At 39.3% G+C, this 19870-nt stretch carries 11 protein-coding genes; 5 read left to right on the top strand and 6 right to left on the bottom strand.

Annotated features, from left to right (window positions below):
* The first annotated feature begins 34 nt into the window (after positions 1-34).
* The 3 genes from GVK91_RS25065 to GVK91_RS25055 all read left to right on the top strand — a co-directional run bounded on the left by GVK91_RS25065 (position 35) and on the right by GVK91_RS25055 (position 5622).
* Positions 35-760: a LytTR family DNA-binding domain-containing protein gene (locus GVK91_RS25065; RefSeq protein WP_153847916.1), complete on the top strand. Its 726-nt coding sequence runs from the start codon at positions 35-37 to the stop codon at positions 758-760.
* Between the two features lie 230 nt (positions 761-990).
* Complete coding sequence (locus GVK91_RS25060) at positions 991-4101, top strand: TonB-dependent receptor (protein ID WP_159731902.1); 3111 nt, start codon at positions 991-993, stop codon at positions 4099-4101.
* Positions 4102-4137: 36 nt separating this feature from the next.
* Complete coding sequence (locus GVK91_RS25055; protein WP_159731900.1) at positions 4138-5622, top strand: RagB/SusD family nutrient uptake outer membrane protein; 1485 nt, start codon at positions 4138-4140, stop codon at positions 5620-5622.
* Positions 5623-5962: 340 nt separating this feature from the next.
* Here GVK91_RS25055 and GVK91_RS25050 read toward each other — a convergent pair whose 3' ends face one another.
* Positions 5963-7144 (bottom strand): PepSY domain-containing protein, encoded by a 1182-nt coding sequence (locus GVK91_RS25050; RefSeq protein ID WP_159731898.1) that lies wholly within the window; start codon positions 7142-7144, stop codon positions 5963-5965.
* A gap of 1 nt (position 7145) precedes the next feature.
* A complete protein-coding gene (locus GVK91_RS25045; protein ID WP_159731896.1) occupies positions 7146-9476 on the bottom strand; it encodes a TonB-dependent receptor in 2331 nt (776 codons plus the stop codon).
* A 289-nt stretch (positions 9477-9765) separates the two neighbouring features.
* Here GVK91_RS25045 and GVK91_RS25040 point away from each other — a divergent pair, with 289 nt between their 5' ends.
* A complete protein-coding gene (locus GVK91_RS25040) occupies positions 9766-10641 on the top strand; it encodes a glycerophosphodiester phosphodiesterase family protein (RefSeq protein ID WP_159731894.1) in 876 nt (291 codons plus the stop codon).
* Positions 10642-10651: 10 nt separating this feature from the next.
* Here the strand turns inward: GVK91_RS25040 and GVK91_RS25035 are convergent, their stop codons facing one another.
* The 3 genes from GVK91_RS25035 to GVK91_RS25025 form a co-directional block, all read right to left on the bottom strand.
* The gene (locus GVK91_RS25035) at positions 10652-11077 is read right to left on the bottom strand and encodes a tetratricopeptide repeat protein (protein ID WP_159731892.1); all 426 of its coding nucleotides are present in this window, start codon (positions 11075-11077) and stop codon (positions 10652-10654) included.
* 100 nt (positions 11078-11177) lie between these two features.
* Positions 11178-12617: a SusD/RagB family nutrient-binding outer membrane lipoprotein gene (locus GVK91_RS25030; protein WP_159731890.1), complete on the bottom strand. Its 1440-nt coding sequence runs from the start codon at positions 12615-12617 to the stop codon at positions 11178-11180.
* A 78-nt stretch (positions 12618-12695) separates the two neighbouring features.
* Positions 12696-15815 (bottom strand): SusC/RagA family TonB-linked outer membrane protein, encoded by a 3120-nt coding sequence (locus GVK91_RS25025; RefSeq protein WP_200845698.1) that lies wholly within the window; start codon positions 15813-15815, stop codon positions 12696-12698.
* 425 nt (positions 15816-16240) lie between these two features.
* Between GVK91_RS25025 and GVK91_RS25020 the strand changes: the two genes are divergently transcribed.
* Positions 16241-16852 carry a zinc-ribbon domain-containing protein gene (locus GVK91_RS25020; protein ID WP_159731888.1) on the top strand — a complete coding sequence of 204 codons (612 nt, stop codon included), beginning with the start codon at positions 16241-16243 and terminating at the stop codon, positions 16850-16852.
* A gap of 48 nt (positions 16853-16900) precedes the next feature.
* Here GVK91_RS25020 and GVK91_RS25015 read toward each other — a convergent pair whose 3' ends face one another.
* Positions 16901-19588: a carboxypeptidase-like regulatory domain-containing protein gene (locus tag GVK91_RS25015; RefSeq protein ID WP_159731886.1), complete on the bottom strand. Its 2688-nt coding sequence runs from the start codon at positions 19586-19588 to the stop codon at positions 16901-16903.
* Positions 19589-19870 lie beyond the last annotated feature (282 nt).

The following is a 19870-nucleotide window of genomic DNA, read 5'->3' as shown; positions in this document are numbered from 1 at the left end:
TTTTAGGAAATGGATTTTTTATTACATTCAACCCATGGGATGGAAAATACTGATTGTCGAAGACGAAGACTGGGCTTTTGTAGGCTTAAAGGAGATGTTGACTGCGCTCTATGGAGAAAGTGAACTGATCTTTACCAATGCAAAAGAGGTTCAGGAAGCGGTGATGACGATCAATAGAAATCAATTCGATCTGATTTTTATGGATATCCACCTGATGGATGGGCTGAGCTTTGAAATTTTTAAGCAGGTATCTATCGATGTGCCGCTGATTTTTACGACTGCTTACGAACAATATGCATTGGAAGCCTTCCAAAATAAAGGTTATGCCTATCTGTTAAAACCTTTCGACAGCGACGAGTTGGCTGAGGTCATGAAACGTATCGAACCGCTACTGCCCAAAGTAGAACCTCGGCTCAAACAGCGTTTTCTAGTGAAATATGGTAATTTTTTAAAGTCGCTGGCCATTGCTGATATTGCTTATTTTATGGCAGAAGACAAAGAGCTGTATGCTGTAGAAAAAGGATCTGGAATTGCATATATTATTGAAGATACCATCACTCATCTCGTTACACAGGTAGATCCAACAGTTTTTTTCCAGATCAATCGTAAATTTCTTGTTCGAATAGATGCGATTCAATCCATGTTAAAAATTAGTCGGAATAGAATCAAATTAGAGTTAATACCCTCAACTCCAGCGGGAATTGTAGTCATTGTTAGTGAGGAACGATCTCCGAAGTTTCAAAAATGGCTTGATCAATAATAGTGAGTTAGCTTACTAAATAACTTTTAAAAGCTTAGTTTTTAATTTTAAATATTTCATTTATAGTGTTTTGTGTTTTTATATAACAAAATCTATTAATTCAATAGATTTTGTTATATATTTGCATTCCAATAAAAACTACTTATTCGGTAGATTTTATTGGAATGCAAGGAGCCACTGTGTTTTTTGTATTTAATCACACTTAACTTATTTAGTAAAGCATTCTTACGATGTACGCAAAACTTAAATACATTCCTATTGCTGCGATAGCATTATCAGGTGTCAATATGAACAGGTTGTATGCTCAGCAGCGGGCTATACAAGGAAAAGTTGTTGATGCCAATACCGGTCACCTACTTCCTGGAGTAAATGTTCGCATTTCGGGGCAAAATCAAGGAACCTTAACGAATTCAAAAGGAGAGTTTACAATCAATGTCACAGGTGACGTATTACCTGTATTGGAATTTTCCTTTGTAGGTTATGAATCTCAACAGCTAAAACCAACAAGTACAAACTTAACATTATCCTTGAAACCCTCCAGTACAGATCTGGAAGAGGTGGTGGTCGTGGCTTACGGTACTGCCAAACGTACAAACATAACGGGATCGGTCAGTACGGTGAGCAGCAAAGCTATTGAAAATAGACAGGTATCAAATATTACGAAGGCCTTGGAGGGACAGGTATCGGGCTTACAGTCTGTAGCGTCCTCGGGACAGCCAGGTACGGAAGCAGCCATCCGTATTAGGGGTATCGGCTCCATTAATGCCTCCAGTTCACCTCTGATCGTGTTGGATGGTAGTCCTTATGCCGGGGATATTAACTCCATCAATCCGAATGACATTCAGTCTATCTCTGTTTTAAAAGATGCAGCATCAAGTGCACTTTACGGCTCCAGAGGGGCGAATGGTGTGATTATTATTACAACTAAGTCCGGTGTGTCTTCCGACAACACCAAGATTAATCTCAATTTTACACAGGGCTATTCAACCCGTGCAGTTCGTGACTATGATCAGGTATCGACCGATGAATATTTTCAGCTCTATTGGGAAGCTTTGAGAAACAAAAACCTGTCAAATGGCCTTACAGCAGAGCAAGCGGCGTCCAACGCAAGTAAGACTGTATTGACAGATTTAAATATCAATCCGTATGGCAGTCAATACCCGCAGCCGGTCGGAGTAGACGGTAAGTTGGTTGCCGGCGCGAAGACACTATGGGATGATCCATGGACCGACGTATTGCAACGTACGGGAGTGCGTACACAAGCAGACCTAGGGTTTAGCGGTGGTAGTGCCAAAAGCACTTATTATATTTCGGGTGGTTATCTGAACGATCAGGGAATAGCGATTGAATCTGGATTTAAACGGTACAACCTACGTGCAAATCTTGACAGCAAAGTGAAATCCTGGTTAAATGTCGGTCTCAATATAGGTGGTAGCAGTACACAACAAAAATATCCGCAGTCTGAGGACAGCAATACGGCAAACATTATAAATTTTACGAGGCTGGTGCCATCTTTTTATCCATACTATGAGCGCAATGCAGATGGTTCATTTGTGCTTGATGGAGCCGGAAATAAGATTTACGATTTTGGAGAATATCGTCCAAGTGGTGCAACACCGCGTAATAATTTAGCTGCTTCTCTTCCTTTGGACAGAAATGATATCCGTCGGGAAAATCTATCTGCCCGGACTTATCTGGAAGTGTTGTTTTCCAAAAATTTAAAATTTAAGTCGACATATAATGTTGATTATATCAACGGGAATACACACGACTATACCAATCCCTTGCTGGGAGACGGTGTGAATACGGGCGGGTATGTTTATCGTTCAAATGTGCGTACAGTAGCACAGACCTGGAACAATCTATTGACTTATGAGAAGCAGTTTGGCTTACATTACCTCAATGTATTGGCCGGCCAGGAATACTATGATTTTAACAGTAGTAATATCAACGGTAGCAGACAGCAATTTGTGCTCCCTTACTTTGATGAACCTGCTGCTGCATCACAACTCAATAACTTCACGGGATCAAGTGCTGGGTATAGGCTATTGAGTTTCTTGGGAAGAGCGGAGTATAACTATGATAACAAGTACTATTTATCGACTTCGTTACGTACCGATGGTTCGTCGCGCTTTTCGCCAGCAAAACGTTGGGGAACATTCTGGTCTGTGGGTGGATCATGGAAGCTGAAACAGGAAGAATTTTTGAAGGATAACACAACAATTAATCAGCTGACGGTAAGAGCAAGTTATGGTGGACAAGGAAACGATAATTTAGGTACCTATTATGCTTATAAAGGACTTTATACCATTGCAAATAGTTTGGGTAAAGGCGGAACGTATACCGGTAGGTTGGCTACGCCAGATCTAAAATGGGAGTCGAACCTCAATTTGAACGTAGGTGTCGATGTATCTGCATTTGAAAACCGGGTTTCATTGAGTGTGGAGTACTTTAACCGTCGGAGTAAGGATTTGCTGTTTACCATGCCGATGGCTTATTCAACAGGCTATACGGGCTATGATGCAAATATTGGTGCGCTGAAAAATACAGGTGTCGACGTGGATATTCGTACTGTCCCGGTTCGAAATGAAAATTTTAAATGGAATTTAGACGTCAATCTTTCACATTACAAAAACAAGATTACAGCTTTGCCAAAAGATAACAAACCGATCATTACAGGGAATAAACTCTTGCGTGTAGGCGGAAGTATCTATGATTTTTATCTGCCGGAATGGGCTGGAGTAAATCCAGATAACGGTCTCCCACAATGGTATACCGCTGATAAGGACGGTAATAAAACAGGTGAAAAAACTTCGGAATACAGTAAGGCCGGTAATTTTATTGCCGGGACTTCATTGCCAGACCTTGTCGGTGGGGTTCAGAACAGTTTCACTTACAAAAATTTTGATTTGTCTGCTTTGTTGAGTTTTAGTTTGGGTGGACAGATATTAGATAACGATTATATTCAGCTTATGCATAGCGGTAATAATCCAGGACGTGCTTGGTCCAAGGAGATCCTCGAGCGTTGGACGCCCGAGCATACGCAGACCGATGTGCCTAAATTGACTACCGATAACTTGAATTGGACCTCTTCGTCCACACGTTTTCTTTACAGTGGCACTTATGCACGCCTTAAAAATGTGAGTTTGGGCTATAGATTACCTTCGGATTTATTGAAGAGGATAGGTGTAGAAAAACTTCGTGTCTTTGCAACTGCCGAAAATCTATTGACATTTTATGGTCATCAAGGAATGGATCCAGAGCAGACGGTGAATGGAGCGACTTATTTTCGCTATCCGGCAATGCGAACAATCTCTGGTGGTATTCAGCTTGTTTTTTAATGCCTTATTGTTAATCTGAGAATTTAAATGAAAATCATGAAACTAAAAATTGTATATATCATATTGGCGCTCTCCCTAGTGAATGCATCATGTAAGGATGCGCTTGAGCTGGATCCAACCACTTCTGTGCCGGAAGGTGAGGTGTTTAAAAATACCGACAATGTTGCTACGGTGATAAACGGTACCTGGAAGTATTTAAATGACACCTATTTTACTTATGCCAATCCTGGTTATACGGCGGTAATGCGTACAAGTGATGCAATGGGAAGTGATGTTGCGGTGACGACCAAATACGGTTATCGCGATGCATACGCATTTACCGAATTAACAAACAATCGTTCTAATCGCGTTAATTCTTTTTGGATAATGCTGTATAAAGTGATCGATAATATGAATAATGTGATCGCGAAAGTAGATGGAGCTGAGGGATCTGTCGAAACCAAGAATGTATTGAAAGGAAGAGCGAAAGCATTGCGCGCTTTTTCCTATCTAAACCTGGCGACTTTTTATCAATTCAGTTATCTGAAAGACAAAAATGCCAAGTCTATTCCGATCTATACCGAACCCAGTACATTGTCGACAGAAGGAAAATCAAGGTCAACACAGGCAGAAGTGTATGAACTTATATCGAAAGATCTCAAAGACAGTGAAAGCTTGTTGGCTTCTGCTGGCAGAGCGGATAAATACGAAATCAATGCGGATGTCGTGTATGGTCTGCTTGCGAGAACCTATTTGCAGGTAGGCGAATGGAAGCTAGCCGCGGAATATGCTGAAAAAGCAGCTCAGAAGTATAATTTAATGACTCCGTCAGATTATCAGGCCGGTTTTAATGATCTTGGAAATAGTGAGTGGATTTGGGGACATCAGCAGACTAACGAGCAAAATGTGGCAAGTTATACATTTCATTATTTGGATGTGTCGTCAGCTGGATCTTATTACTATAGTTTTATGGCCGATCCTTATTTTAAAGATTTATTCGATGCCAGTGATGTGCGTTACGCTTTATTTGAATGGGATAATTTACCCGGTCGGGAAGGTTTCTTACGGTATAAGAAGTTTAAGTTTAAGTCCAATTTAATTGGAGATATTGTATACATGCGTGCTTCTGAAATGGTTTTGATAGCGGCTGAAGGTTATGCAAGAGCTGGTGAAAAGGATAAAGCGGTAGCAGCGCTGAATAAATTACGGACGGCTAGAAACGCTAAGCTGTTTTCAGGAAATGATAATGGACAATTAATTGCTTCCATTCTTATTGAAAGACGCAAGGAACTTTGGGGTGAAGGATTTGCTTTGTCGGATATTCTTCGGACTCAGGGAAAGGTTGTGCGTAAATCCTATCTTGATGCTGAGGGAAAACCTATTCAAGTAGAAATTGTAGGTGCAGACGGTAAGCCTAAGCTGGTTAATGGTCAAGGGCACCGGGTTATTAAATTTCCTAATGGTTCTAATTTTGTAGAAAACAGTCCTTATTATTTGTTTGCTATACCATACGAAGAGACGGTGCGAAATCCGAATCTTTAGTATGTTTTTGTTGGTTTATTATTGAAGAAATCTGGTGCACTTCTGTGTATCGGATTTTCTTTTTTTCTCGCACGGCCTTCTTTTTTGGTTGTGTGCTTTGCTTCCTTCTGTTGAAGAATGCTTCCTTTTTTTAGTGTTGCTCTGTTTGCGCTGCTTGGCGTTGGGATCTTCTCGTTTTAAAGATTGTCGTCTTTTTGTCTTGTATGTTGTTTTTTTCAGATGGTGTATCGCATTCCTAAAAATTGCACAAGAGATGGTGTCGGTAAATAGGGGGAAGGTTAGTTTTCCACATTATGTTAATAACGCTGTTGAAAACCTGTTTAAAAGAAAAATACAGTTATTAACAGTACTTATTAACATTATGTTGATAACCTTTCTTTTTCTTCTTTTTGCTTTTGTTCATCCAGATGATATATCCTGTGATGGGCAAGGAAGCACAAAAGAGACTAGCTAGGCAAGCGATAATTTTTGTTGTGAATCCACCGATGCCACCGGTATGAATATCATAGTTAAGTGCACCGAGCTTATCCCCATACTGCAATTCGTTGCTGGATTTGACTGCTGTAAGACTGTTTTCTTCTTTATTATAATAAAGCCAATCAAATACACCGCTTCGTTTTTCATGATGTCTCACCTGTATATCCATTGCTGTTTCGGTTTCTTTTTTTAGTCGGATCGACATCATTTCAACATCTGGATAATTTGTCAAGGCATACCGCAGCGCATTGTCCTGAAATTTCTTTTCCACAGCGGGCAAGGGTATAGGGGAGCTGTGTGTGGAAGGAGTTGTTGGCGACTGCAATAAATTGAATGTTGCGATATAGGTCTTTTTGAAATCCGGAAAAGCAAAAGCGAGTCCCGTAATGGCAAAAATCAATCCGATAAATAAACTGTAAAATCCGATGACATTGTGGAGGTCGTGGTTCAGTCGTTTCCATTTTACTTTGGTATCTAACCAAAAACTGCGCTTGAGATTCTTGCCCTTCCATTTTTTTGGCCACCAAAGAACAATGCCACTAAGTAAGATAAGGACAAAAATGGCCGTTGACCAGGCGACGATAGGATGGCCATATTGCTTGCCCAAGAGGAGGTTTAGGTGAAGCTGAAGCACCAGTTGAAAGAATTCTGTTTTTGAATTTTCTACTTGCTGTACTTGACCAGTATATGGATTGATGAAAACGCGTTTGTAATAGCGGTAATAATTCCAATGGCCAAATGCTTTTTCATCCGTTTTTATGGCACGAAATACCCAGGTACGATTCTTCGAAGGATAGAGATCAACCCGCGTGATTTTTTGATTTTTTTTGAGGCTTTTCTGTGCGCTGTAAAGAAGTGTGCTTAATGGTAGTGGAGTTTTTGAGTGGTTGGTTGTATCGGAGATAAAATATTTTTCAGGATAAGCCCAGAGTTTGAGCTCATCCTGAAAGGTGTATATGCTGCCCGTCAGGCTTAGGATGAATACCACAACTCCGGTGATGATTCCGAGCCATTTATGCAACCAAAGAATGACAGTTTTAAACATATTAGAATTTGTAGTTGATGTTAAAAGAGGCCAGCATACCTTGTCCTTTGACGTATTCCTCATTTAAGGCACGATATTGACTGACAACAGGGTAATAGTTTTTATTGAATAAGTTTTCTACTCCCATGCCGATAGACCATTGTTTGTTTACCTGGTAGTTTCCGTTTAAGTTAAATAGGTCAACGGTCTTAACGGGGCCTTCGCTGTTTTTGTATACGCCTTTATCGTTTGGAAGAAAGCGATCCCGGGATCCGGTATGCACCCAAAAAAGCTGAAAGGTTAAGGGTTTGATCGGGGTATAGTAGATGTATCCCGTTGCTTTGTCTGGCGAGATACGTGAGCCATTGAGGTAGGATTTTGATCCATCGTCTTTTTTTGATTTTCCTTCCACATAGGCATAGGTTCCACCGATGGTCAATTGAGGTGAAATATTAGCGCTTAATGCAATTTCGTACCCATACACATCTTCTGGAAGGCGCTGTGGCATCAGGTAACCACCAATGTCCACTAGTTCAACGCCCATTTTGGAAGTACTGTAGTAATAAGATGCTGATAGCTGGAAAATGCTGTAATTGCTTGAGAATCCGATTTCGTAATTATTGGTGATAATAGGATCAGTTTTTAGGCTATCTAGATCGTTATCTGTTGCCCGACGCACAATACGGCCGAGTTCATTGATCGCGAAACCTTGTGAGAAACTAACGAAGGGATTAAAGATCGCGAATTTGTTGTAACGCAAACCTGCATTGAAGGTCGCTCCTTTGTAGGGGATATCGCCTCCTTTTACGGCAATACTTCCTTCGTTGTTGGGGCCTGTAGCAATGGTATTGAAATCCTTTATTTTGACTGTTGCATTTTCATAGCGCACACCGCCTTTAAAGATTAAATTTTCTAGGAAATCAATTTTTACTTGGGCGTATGGAGCAACGTTTAACATGTTCATATAGGGAATATAGACCCTGCCGTCGGTCAGATTTTGATCTGTTACATCATTTAGTAAATCTACACCGTAGGTGATATCTGCATTTGAACCCAATACCTGAAAAGGTGTGTTTAAGTTAACACGTAAGCCTTTTTTCTCCGAATTGATCTGTGTTTGTCCCGGGCCATACCATGCAGAAGCTTTCTCGACATAACGGTTCATGGATCGAAATGTATTGTAGTATGCAGAAGCAGTTAAAGATGTCGACGCGAATAGATTACTTTTAGTATAGGTCAACATGGCATTGTGGTTATATGGAGTTCCAGCAGGTTTACCTGGATCTTCGCCTTTCACGCCTATCGTTGGCGTTTGACCATATACACCTGTTTGGCTGATGTATCTATTGTGTTGGTTACTTCGGTAGAAGTTGTACACCGCTGTGATATTGGAGCTACTATCAATACGGTAGCCAGCTTTTAGGAATGCGTTATATTGATAGGTGTTTGAAAGACCATCAGTCTGACCAAGGGGGATACCGTCACCATCTCGTTGCAGACCAACATAATCGGCGGATCCACTGACGGTATAATTCCATTTATTTTTTTGTCCGTATAAGGTTTGTCCTATGCGATAGCCCATAGTACCGGCGCTATGAACTGGATTGAATGTAGTTCTAACACTTGTGATCCCTTGTATCGGAGCTGCGTCTTTCGATGGATTGCGTGTAATGTAGTTGATAATACCGCCTGCGGAGCCATTTCCATAGATGGATGTAGCACCTTTGATAACCTCAACCCGTTCGATGACACTCGGGTCAATGGTCCGAAGATCGCGTTGTCCATTCATCAAAGGCGTTGATTGTGGAATACCGTCGATCAAAACAAGCACAGATCTCCCACGAAGTGTTTGTCCGGAATTTGTCGCTTTATTGGTCGATGTTCCAAGACCGGGAACGGTATTCCCTAAAATTGTTGAAAGATTGGTGCTGATTTGGCTTTGGGCCTCAATTTCTTTTGTGGTCAAGATCGTTACTGAAGAAGGGACAGTGGAGATGCTTTCCGGCTTACGTCCTGCTGTTACGATAATCTCATCTAACACTTGGGTAGAATTAAGCTGAACTGACAATGGACGTTGAACGGTATCTAAATTGACCATTTTTTCAACCGTTGAAAAGCCTGTGTATGATACCCGCAATTGAATCGGATTATTCGAAGGTCTTTTGGCAAAAATGAATTGTCCAAGTTGATTAGAATAGCCGACGCTTTTTCCGTCAACTTTGATATTCGCTTGGCTTAATGGTTTATTGTCTTTGTCTTTTACGATAAGGGATAATTCTTGTGCATGTAGCTGAGCACTTAATAGCAAAAGAATTCCACTGCTGAACATCATATATCGTGTTCTGTTTTTCATGGTAATTTATTTAGATCAAATATAAATTAATGCGCAAATATAGTTTATTTTATAGTTGTGCCAACAGCTATATTATATTTTTTTTTGATTTTTAGAGGTGGTATACAGTGATTTTCAGGAGGATTTGATATTGCAGTAAAAGTTTGATTCCTTAAGTTTATGTTTATATGTGGATTGGTGGTTGATATGAATTGAATGTTTTGTTAACGATTTATTGATCTTGGTTGATTAATTTAGGCTGTTATTTTTTGTGGCTCAAGCTTATATATTTGAACGTAATTATAAATTAATGAGTAGAACATTTTTCGCTTTTTTTCTTTTTGTTTCGTCGTACTCAGTAGTCGTCGGACAAAAAATCCATGCACTTGAATTTGCTTCTCCAAAGGCGATGCGTGATTATTTTACCTATGCTAAAGATAAAAAAATTGTAAGTGGTCATCGGGGAACGATGGAGGCTGGACTTCCTGAAAATTCGATTGCGGCATTTGAAGCCGTATTACGAAAGACACCGGCCATTTTTGAAATAGATCCGCGTTATACCCAGGATAGTGTTGCTATTTTGATGCACGATTCGACATTGGATAGAACCACAAATGGAAAAGGAAAAGTATCTGACTATACTTGGGATGAATTGCGTAAGCTGAAATTAAAGGATCAGGCTGGAAATATTACCCGGTATGGTATTAACACACTTGAAGAAGTCATTCAATGGGCAAAAGGTAAAACCATTCTTAACTTAGATAAGAAAGACTTGCCTTTGGCGGCTACAGCAGCAGTTCTCAAAAAATACAATGCCTACAGTTGGGTGTGGGTTACGGTACATAATACTGAACAGGCAGCGTTTTATTTGGCGCAGAATCCAGAACAGTATATGTCCATGCATATCAAAGATCAGGCTGCATTGGAAAAATTTAAATCCTCTGGATTACCCTACGACCGTATGATTGTCTATATTGGGCCAGAACTGAGAGATTCCAATCAGGCGATGTATCAATTCTTCAACAACAAAGGTGTGATGTGCATGATTTCAGCGGCGTCTACCTACGATAAGTTGAAGACAAAGGCAGAACGCGCCGAAAAGTATAGGGCCATATTTGCGGAAGGAGCCTCCATTCTTGAGTCGGATCTCCCTATGGAAGTTGGTGAAGTAATCGGTTCGTTTTGACGTATTATTATCAATCCAAATCGATATTGTCATCTAAAAATTTAAGATACTTAGGCGATTCATCTTCGAAAATATCTCTTCCTTCCATCATATAGGCGCGGAGAAGATATTCCTGGGCAGATTCGCTATTATTGTCTTCCAAATAGCACTGTCCTAAGCGCAGCATGATAAAAGGGTTTTCGTAGGCATTTTCGATAATGTTCTGTTTTGCCTTTTCAAAATGGGAGAGGGCATTGCCAAAATCGTCCAGTAAGAAAAAGGCATCTCCTATGGAAGCTTCGAGCCAAAGACTTTCCGCATGAACATGTTGTGGACTAGGGACTAGATCAAGTGCTTCGGTCCACACCCGGATCGCCGCCTGATAGTTGCCTTCATCACATTGGATGTTTCCTTCCTCGCTAAGTTGGTCTATTCTGTCTAATGTTTGATCGTCCATAACATTTTATTCTTTAGAGTGCTATACGAAGATAAGAAATCTACAGAAAAAAGCGGAAAAATAACTTCTTCCGCTCTTTGATATAATTTTTATCGGTGTTTTACTCTACATCAAACCACAGTTTGGTTAACAATGTATTGCTGCCCTGGTGCTTAATTGCTTCTTGGTAATTAGTTCCATTCACCGATTGTTCCGTTCCGGGATATAAAAAGCGTAATGGGATTTTTCCACCCAAAGCACCTTGTTTTGCAGGTGTTAACTTAGGATAATCCAATCTGCGCCATTCGGCAAATGCTTCCAAACCTTGGCCATATAAAGCAATCCATTTTTGTTCACCAATAGACTTTTTATAGTTATTGGGGTTGAAAATTACTGACGATTGTCTAAGGTAGGCTTCGATTAAATTATTACTGACTTTATATTGCTCAAAAGATGCACGAATGGCCTTTTGGTAGAGATCTGCGGCATCACCCGTAATAAATCCTCTGCTTACGGCCTCGGAAAGATCAAAAAGAACCTCCGAATAACTTAAGATCACTGCAGGTGCTTTTGGTTCGCGGAAATATTTTCCTGGTCGGGATGTAAGATCAAAACCAATACTGCTAGCTTCACTTGAAGTGAGACCATTTGGCAGACCAATATATTGCTCCGTAGTTGGTTTATCCGTTATATCAGCGTAGATTGGCAAACGCGGATCGTTTAATTCGAAAAGCTTATCGACCATCGTTTTACTCACTCGATAATCCTCTCTTGCTTCAAAAGAAGCACTGACGGGATTGCGATAAGGAGCATCGCGGTAGATCAGCTGAGCGATTTCATCATTGGAGCTAATGTAACCACTTCCTTCTGCTGCGATTTCCTGCAATGTAGTTTTGGCTAGATCCGGTAGGCGGTCAGCAATACGTAATGCAAAGCGCAATCTTAGTGAATTCGCAAAACGTTTCCATTTAATGATTTTATTCTCATAAATAATATCACCCTGGATAGCCTCACCATTAGCTTTCAATAAACTTTGCGCGTTTTTGAGATCGTTCAATAGGCCTTTATATACATTCTCCTGTGTATCGTAACGAGGGGTCAAATAAGCATCAATATCTCCTGTTTCAGTATAAGGAATATCTCCATAGGCATCTGTAAGTAAAGAAAATACCCATGACTGCAAGATAAGTGCTACGCCTTTGTAGTTGTCATTGCCGCTATTTGCTGCTAATTTTTGCGTGATCTTTAATTGGCTGATGCTCTTTGAGTACCAGGTTGACCATCCTTCTGTGAAATCATTGTTTGTGAAAATATAGCGGTCGGGATCCGTGTATTGGATCCTAGCCCAATGTTGTACAAATAACAGACTGGAAGCAAGATTATTGCTTACGCCCCAGTAGCTGTCGGCTGTTGTTTTAATCGCGCTTGTGAGAAGGTAGGCAGGTTGAGGATTTTCTGCCTCATTCTGATTTTGATTGACTTTTGCTAATTCATCTTTACAGGACGTGGTTAGGCCCAGTAAGAGAACAAGTCCTGTTATATATTTGCTGTTTATTTTCATGCTCAAAATAATTATTTGTTCTTCAATTGTTCGCTAGTAAGAAATCGAGCTGCCTTAGGCATTGATGATTTCAGTTGCTTAAAACTTAAGATTTAAATTGAAGCCAAAGCTTCTTGTGGTCGGTAACTGTAAACTTTCCAAACCTTGTGCATTGCCTGTATTAAAGGCTGTCTCTGGATCAATATTGGGTGCATTCTTATGGATAATCCACAGGTTTCGAGCTACTAAAGAGAATGAAGCTCCCTGAAAGCCGATTTTGGAAATCCAATGATTTGGCAATTGGTAACCTAGTTTTACCTCGCGCAATTTAACATAAGAAGCATCGAAGACATTTGCTTCATTGGTTCTATATAGCGTTTTATAATATTGTTGTGCCGATACAACTTTGGTATTTTCTGAACCGTCTGCATTTACGCCATCTACGATAATACCATCATCATAAGTTGTCCCGTTAACTGTATAGCTCAATCCGCCATGCTCAGCATCTCTTCCGGGGAGAGTAGAGGCCAATACGCCAGTTCCTCTACCGGTCGCATTCGTACCCGAGTATAGTTTGCCCCCATGCTTGATGTCTATCAAAAAGCTTAAATCAAAGTTTTTGTAACGGAATTGATTTGTAATACCGCCCAACCAGTCTGGTGTGAATTTGCCAAAATAGTGATTCACTGGGTCAGTAGCAGGTGTTCCGTCGGCGTTCACGATAAGGCGACCCGATTCATTCCGTAAGAAGCCAGTTCCGTAAAGAGTTCCATAGGGTCTTCCGACTGCAGCCAAAACTTGCACGGTTCCTGATGATCCGATCGTATAACTTTGTAATAATCCGTCATTGTCTAATTCTACAACTTTACTTTTATTTGTCGCGAAGTTAACATTGATATCCCATTGGAAATTCTGTTTTTTCACCGGTGTAACCCCTAATTGAATTTCAAGCCCCTTATTGTTGATCTTTCCGGCGTTCATGAGTTTCTTCTTATAACCTGTCGATGGACTCACATCGACGGCTAAAATCTGGTTGATACTATTGATGTCGTATAAACTTAAATCTAATCGCACTCTGTTTTTTAGGAATGCCAGTTCGGTACCTAGTTCAGTTGAGGTGGTTGTTTCGGGTTTTAGGTCTGGGTTTTTCTTGATGTCATTGACTGATAATTGTGGGTTGTCTCCGTATGGAGCACTAAATAGATAAGAATCAATTAAACTAAAAGGGTCTGTATCTTTACCTACTTTGGACCAACCTCCCCGTAATTTCCAGAAAGACAATATATCGCTTTGAATAGGGAATGCATCTGTCAGTACGATACTTGCGTTTGCCGATGGATAGAAATACGAAAGATTGTCAACAGGCAAAGTAGAAGACCAGTCGTTTCGAGCTGTTAGATTCAAAAAAGCATAATTTTTGTAACCTAATTGTGCCGATGAAAAAATACTGTAAGCTTTCAATGGGCTGTATTCACCTGTTGAAATCAAGGCATCTCTAGAGTTTGCTAATGTATATACTTCAGGAACAGCTAAACGGGGAGCCTTTTGGTTGTTGCGTTGTCGCGATTGGCTACGTATATTGCTTCCCGCCAATATATCTAATGTAAAGTCTGTTGAAAGTGGTCTATTGTAATTTAATGTAAATTCTGTGTTATTTTCATTTACTGTGTAAGCATCTTCTTCATAGGAACCGTAGGGTGTACCATTAGTGCCATAAGCAACCCGTATTTTTCGGCGATCGGTGTAATAATCGTTACCCGTACGGAAGTTGGCTGTCAAAAACTCATTGATCTTGTAATTTAAACCAACATTTCCAAAAATTCGGTCACGTTGTTGCTGTACCGTATTTTCCTCTGCGATGAAGTATGGATTGCTATAATAACTATTGTTCCAATTGACTAAGTTACCATTTTCATCCCGATAATTTTTTAGACGGGAAACATCGACCTGTCTGCCAAACCAAGTAAATTGGAGCATATAGCCGTTCGAGCGGAAGCCCCCTACACCTGGTAAATTACCTGAGTTTGTACGTACATAATTTGCATTTGCCGTAAGTGTCAGATCTTCCGTGATTTTATAACGTGTGTTAATATTGAAGTTATTTTTTTCAATCGAAGAATTTGGGATAATTCCTGTTTGATTACTATTGTTATAAGAAAAACGATAATCAACTTTATCTGTGGCATCAGCAATAGATATTCCATTGTTTAATGTTCTACCAGTTCCAAAAAAGCTGCGTACGTTATCTGGATGAGGAAGGAAAGGAACGGCTTCACCATGTGAATAAAATTGTGGGATGAGTCTGCCGTCCATTTTTGGGCCCCAGCTTTCATCCACACCGTCGTTGATACCGCCGCCCTTGCCATCTACATAGCTGAATTTTCCATCGGCACCTTGTCCAAAAACATTTTGATAATCGGGTAAAACGGCAAGTCGTTCGATTGTATTATTTGAATTGATGTTTATTCCCAGTCCTTTACGTTTTTTTCCAGATTTTGTCGTAATCAAAATTACCCCGGCAGCAGCCCTTGAACCATATAACGCGGCCGCATTAGGTCCTTTTAGTACGCTTATTGATTCTATATCTTCACTGTTGATATCAGAGATTGCATTGGCATAATCACGGTTACCACTCGTACCCAACTGGGAATTATCAACTGGGGTTCCATCAATCACAAATAAAGGCTGATTGTTTCCGGCAATTGAAGTTTCTCCCCGGATAATGATTCGGGAAGACCCCATATTACCTTGACTATTTGTTACCTGAACACCGGCAACTTTTCCGGCTAAGGAGTTTACGAGATTACTTTCTTTAGCTTCGGAGAGATCTTTTCCCTTTAGTTCCTGAATAGAATATCCCAAGGTCTTTTTTTCTTTCGAAATATTCAATGCAGTGACCACTACTTCGTCCAATAACGCTGTTGAAGGTAAAAGTTGGACTGTAGTCAGCCCTGTAGGATTGGTTTGAACAGTCTTAGTTTCAAAGCCAATATATTGAATGCTGATGTTAAGTGAGCTTCCGGTCGAAGGGAACTCAAATAGTCCATTTGCATCTGTCTGAACCTGTTTTTTACTGTTTGTTTCGGTAACTGTAGCCCCTTGAATAGGATTGTTATTGTTGTCGACTACCTTTCCTTTTATAGTGGTTTGTGCGTATAGTGCGCCAGTACTAAAACAAAGCGCGGCCATTACGACAAAATTTATGTTGTTTTTTGCCATACTAATTATAATAGTGAGTTTATTGTTTGAGTTGGGTTATAGGAGATATTTGAAATTTACCTGTAAAAACATCCCCTTAGGACATTCGTTTTTTAAGGATATTATCTGTATGCTGTTTCATGTGTTAAAAAATGTTAATGCAAATATATAAAATCTACCTGATAACTATACTTTGTTTTTTTGTTTTTTGTAATTTTTGAGTCAGAATGATGAGATGCCATCGTTATAGGAAAGGAGTAGCTGAGTCATCAAGTTTTTTTTCCGGAACACCTTCTTGTTTTCTTTGCAATATGTTGCCTGTCAGAATATTGATTGGTAGGTGCGAATCGTAAACGACAACGCACGGATTGTAAATCCTCGTATTTTCGAATAAGAAAGGGCAATGTTCTTGTGTCTCCATGATAGTAAATTAAAACGTTAACACGATGATTATTTTTGGCACAAGAACAAAAGTTTTAGCTAATAAATCGCAATCGGCAATCGGAAACTGCGATTATTGTGGCACAGTTCAATCCCTTTTTGCATATAGGCAAATTAAATATTTCCATGTTTTTTGGATACCCATATTTCCCTATAGTTCGGAGGTCATTACCATTTGCAATCATTGCAAAAAGTTGAGTTACCAACGTGAAATCAACCCACAAACACTTCAGGCCATATCTTCGGGAGCTATCCGTAAAACACCTTTTGGATATTTTGCGGGCTTAGTTCTGATTGGGCTTTTTGTATCTGCTATTGTTATAGCAGGAATTTACGGTGCAAAAAAGAAGGAAAAATACCTGAAAGATCCAAAGGTTGGTGATGTGTATGAGGTTTCCTATACAAAAGATGGAAAAACGATGCGTACGCTTTATCGTATCGCCAATTTAACGACCGACTCTGTTACCTTTGACCTAAACGATTATGAAGCGGATAGCCGAAAGGGGCTACGCAAATTGCGCGAGCAACATGCAGACAGCTATTCTGAAAAGCAACGTTTATCGCGTGCCGAACTTGAAGAAATGAAAAGTAAGATATCGAATATTGAAAGATTGTAATGATTATTTTTATTGTTGTTATGAACAAGCTTCAGCTCTTTACCGGATCTATTTCTTTGTTTTGATAATATTAAATTTATGGATATAGCCCAACATAAAATATTGTTTCAATGTAAGTGAATTCCCAAAATATGTTACGTTGCCTTGACTGCCCCAATAATTTTGGGTATTCTGATTCAATATATCAAAGCCGGTCAATTTTAGCTGTGAATTATTTTTAAAGGTATAATAGACTGACGCATTTAAGATATGGTAGTTTTTTCTGCCGCTTAATCCGCTGGCCCGGTTATCTAAGGAGTATGTTGATTCCAGCGAAAATCCGTGGATTGGATTAATATTCAATCCTGCACCAATTTTACGGATTGAATAAGTTGATTCAATAAAGTCGGTGTTATCTTTTACCGAATTTATGTTCTTGTTCCAAGAATAGGTATACTGTGGTGATATCGTCACTAGGTTTTTCCATGTCGCGGAAAATTGTTGGCTGGCATTGATCCCTATATTGGTTCCTTTATTATCAACATCATTGATGGAACTATAATTTTCATAGGTATAGAAATTGTTGTTTTGCGATAGATAGAATGACCAATTTTTACTGGCTTTTAGGTTGTATCTCAGGTAAGTATAGGCACTATAGTTATATTTTGAGCTAGCGAGAAACATCTGGGTGGTCATTTGTCCTGTATTGTTGTTTCGCCAGCTACGGGACCCGATGCTGTTATTGACATAATTGATATTTCCATTTACATTAAACTGCAATTTCGAGGTATACTTATAGTATGATATACTGACATTCTGTTTTTCGATATTGTTGAATATAAAGGATGTCTTTCGTGTATATAACGGATTTAAATCCAAGACGAGCTGTTGAATTCCATAGAGCTCGGGGGACTCGAGATCTTTATACCAGCCGAGGTTTAGATCTTTATAACGGATATTAATATTGGGCAACCAGTAGCCTAAAGATGATTTCTCGACAGAGTTGATTTTAAGTAAATCAAAATGATTTGCCTTTACTTGATAGGCTGTTCCAAATTTTACGTTAAAATCTTTGGTCGGTCTCCAGTAAAATATAATACCGGTAATATAATCCTGGTATTTGTAACGATAGCTATTTTCATAAGGAGCTGCATGCATTTCTCCAGTGCTGTCGCGGTTGATATATACACTTTCTTGTGGCCCTTGGCGGTTAGTAACATAGGTGAAGTAGTAGTCAAAGTTTAGTTTTTTAATTATTTTATTATAATAGGCTGCACTGAAATATAGGTTGTTGGAATTATTTTGTGTTCGGTTTTTATACCATAAACTAGTCCGCGGCTTAGCTGTATCATATATATTGGTATTTTGAAAAGAGGTGTCGGTTTTTTCATTTGTATTGATGGAAATCGTATTTCTAAAAGATACGATATGATTTTTATTGAGTTGCTTTTCGATATAGAATCCATGTGAATAGTTCAGGGTATTTCCCTTATTCCCGCCCGTACCTGTTGCGTCATTTAGTTTTTTGAGGTCCGTATAGGAACGGTTCATTCCGAAGGTTGAATTGTTTTTTGAATTGATACCCAAATTCGGTGTAAATTCAAAATAGGCTGTTGTATCCATGCGATGTCGGAGGAGGGTTTTGAGATTATGCCCTACAGATTTCTCCTGTTGCTGGTAATCGGATGCTGAATATTGTTTTTCCTGATCGTATAAAGAGATTTGATTGCCGGTATTTTGATTTTCGGCTTTATTATATTTCAGCATGTACATGATGTTCAACTTGGTCTTCTTTCCCCAGTCATTGTTGAGATTAAAGCCCAAGCCAATATCGTTGGCCTTACCTGAATAGTTCCTACCTCCAAAATTATCAAATCCATAGTTTTCGGCACGTCCAAGTCCAGCTTCTTGGTTCAATTCATTGTAATCAAAACTTTGGCGGTTAATGTTATTTCCGAAACCGAGGAAACTCAGCTGTAGTGTGTCCTTAAATGTATTGAATAAACCACCGGCCTCATACCTGCTCCTTGTACCTGCACTACCATAAAGTTTACCAAAACTGGCCTTGAGAAAATCTTTCTTAAATTTTAGGTTAATCGTAATCGGCAGTTTATCTTCGTCTTCGTTATCTTTTTTTGTTTCGCCCTTATCACGGTACACCTGTACTGTTTTGATAAGAGAAGCATCCAAATTTCGTGTGGCAATACGTACATCACTCGAAAAGAAATCCTTGTCGTTTACTTTTACTTTTGAAACCTCTTTCCCTTGATAGTAAATAGAGCCATCCATATTTACTTGCAGACCAGGTAGTTCTTTGAGCAATTCCTCTACGTTGGCGTTGGGACGAGTTTTGAAGAAGTTGGTGTTATATTCTAACGTATCTTTATTCATCAGTACGGGGGGAACAATATTGACGACTACTTCATCGAGGCTTTTCGAGTCGAGCTTTAAGTGAGCGAAATCATAATTTTCTCCGTTAGGTATAGTAAATTCCTTACGAAAAGGATTTGCATTGACATGTGAAATAAAAAGCGTTAATGCGGTCCCTGTGGGAATTTTAACAAATTCAAATTTACCTTTTGTGTCGGTAAGGAGGTAGGAAACTACGGAAGAGTCTTTTGAATTGAGAATCGTTACAGTTGCTTTTTCTAATGGTTCCGCATTTTGAGAAAATACTGTCCCGAGAACTTTTCCCTTCGATTGACCTAGAGCTATATTTGTAGTGAGTAATAAAATTAAAAATAAGTAAATTTTCATAAAATTAAGTACGTATATCTTGGCTATATTGGTGATTAAAATGATTTTATGTAAACCATTTTAACACTATATTAAAGAAATGAAAATTATACTATAAATGAAAATTTATTTATAAGACAATCGATTGCGGATTCTATTTATCGCAATTTTTTTAAGAGTATGTGTCTGCAAAACAACCTATTTACAATGAGTCTATTGGACTTAACTATATGGACAGTATTTCAATAAACATTTCGAAGAAATGTATAGCAATAAAACGAGGGTATCCAGTAGATCAGATAC

It is taken from the genome of Sphingobacterium sp. 18053 (genome assembly GCF_902706145.1).
In the GTDB taxonomy this organism is placed as follows: domain Bacteria; phylum Bacteroidota; class Bacteroidia; order Sphingobacteriales; family Sphingobacteriaceae; genus Sphingobacterium; species Sphingobacterium paramultivorum.
The sequence above is the reverse complement of the archived record's forward strand: the minus strand, read 5'-3'. Positions and strand labels throughout refer to the sequence as shown.

Excerpts from the sequence above, each read along its gene's own strand:
- GVK91_RS25065 (WP_153847916.1), top strand. The coding sequence starts at position 35 with ATGGGATGGAAAATACTGATTGTCGAAGACGAAGACTGGGCTTTTGTA.
- GVK91_RS25060 (WP_159731902.1), top strand. The coding sequence starts at position 991 with ATGTACGCAAAACTTAAATACATTCCTATTGCTGCGATAGCATTATCA.
- GVK91_RS25055 (WP_159731900.1), top strand. The coding sequence starts at position 4,138 with ATGAAACTAAAAATTGTATATATCATATTGGCGCTCTCCCTAGTGAAT.
- GVK91_RS25050 (WP_159731898.1), bottom strand. The coding sequence starts at position 7,144 with ATGTTTAAAACTGTCATTCTTTGGTTGCATAAATGGCTCGGAATCATC.
- GVK91_RS25045 (WP_159731896.1), bottom strand. The coding sequence starts at position 9,476 with ATGAAAAACAGAACACGATATATGATGTTCAGCAGTGGAATTCTTTTG.
- GVK91_RS25040 (WP_159731894.1), top strand. The coding sequence starts at position 9,766 with ATGAGTAGAACATTTTTCGCTTTTTTTCTTTTTGTTTCGTCGTACTCA.
- GVK91_RS25035 (WP_159731892.1), bottom strand. The coding sequence starts at position 11,077 with ATGGACGATCAAACATTAGACAGAATAGACCAACTTAGCGAGGAAGGA.
- GVK91_RS25030 (WP_159731890.1), bottom strand. The coding sequence starts at position 12,617 with ATGAAAATAAACAGCAAATATATAACAGGACTTGTTCTCTTACTGGGC.
- GVK91_RS25025 (WP_200845698.1), bottom strand. The coding sequence starts at position 15,815 with ATGGCAAAAAACAACATAAATTTTGTCGTAATGGCCGCGCTTTGTTTT.
- GVK91_RS25020 (WP_159731888.1), top strand. The coding sequence starts at position 16,241 with ATGATTATTTTTGGCACAAGAACAAAAGTTTTAGCTAATAAATCGCAA.
- GVK91_RS25015 (WP_159731886.1), bottom strand. The coding sequence starts at position 19,588 with ATGAAAATTTACTTATTTTTAATTTTATTACTCACTACAAATATAGCT.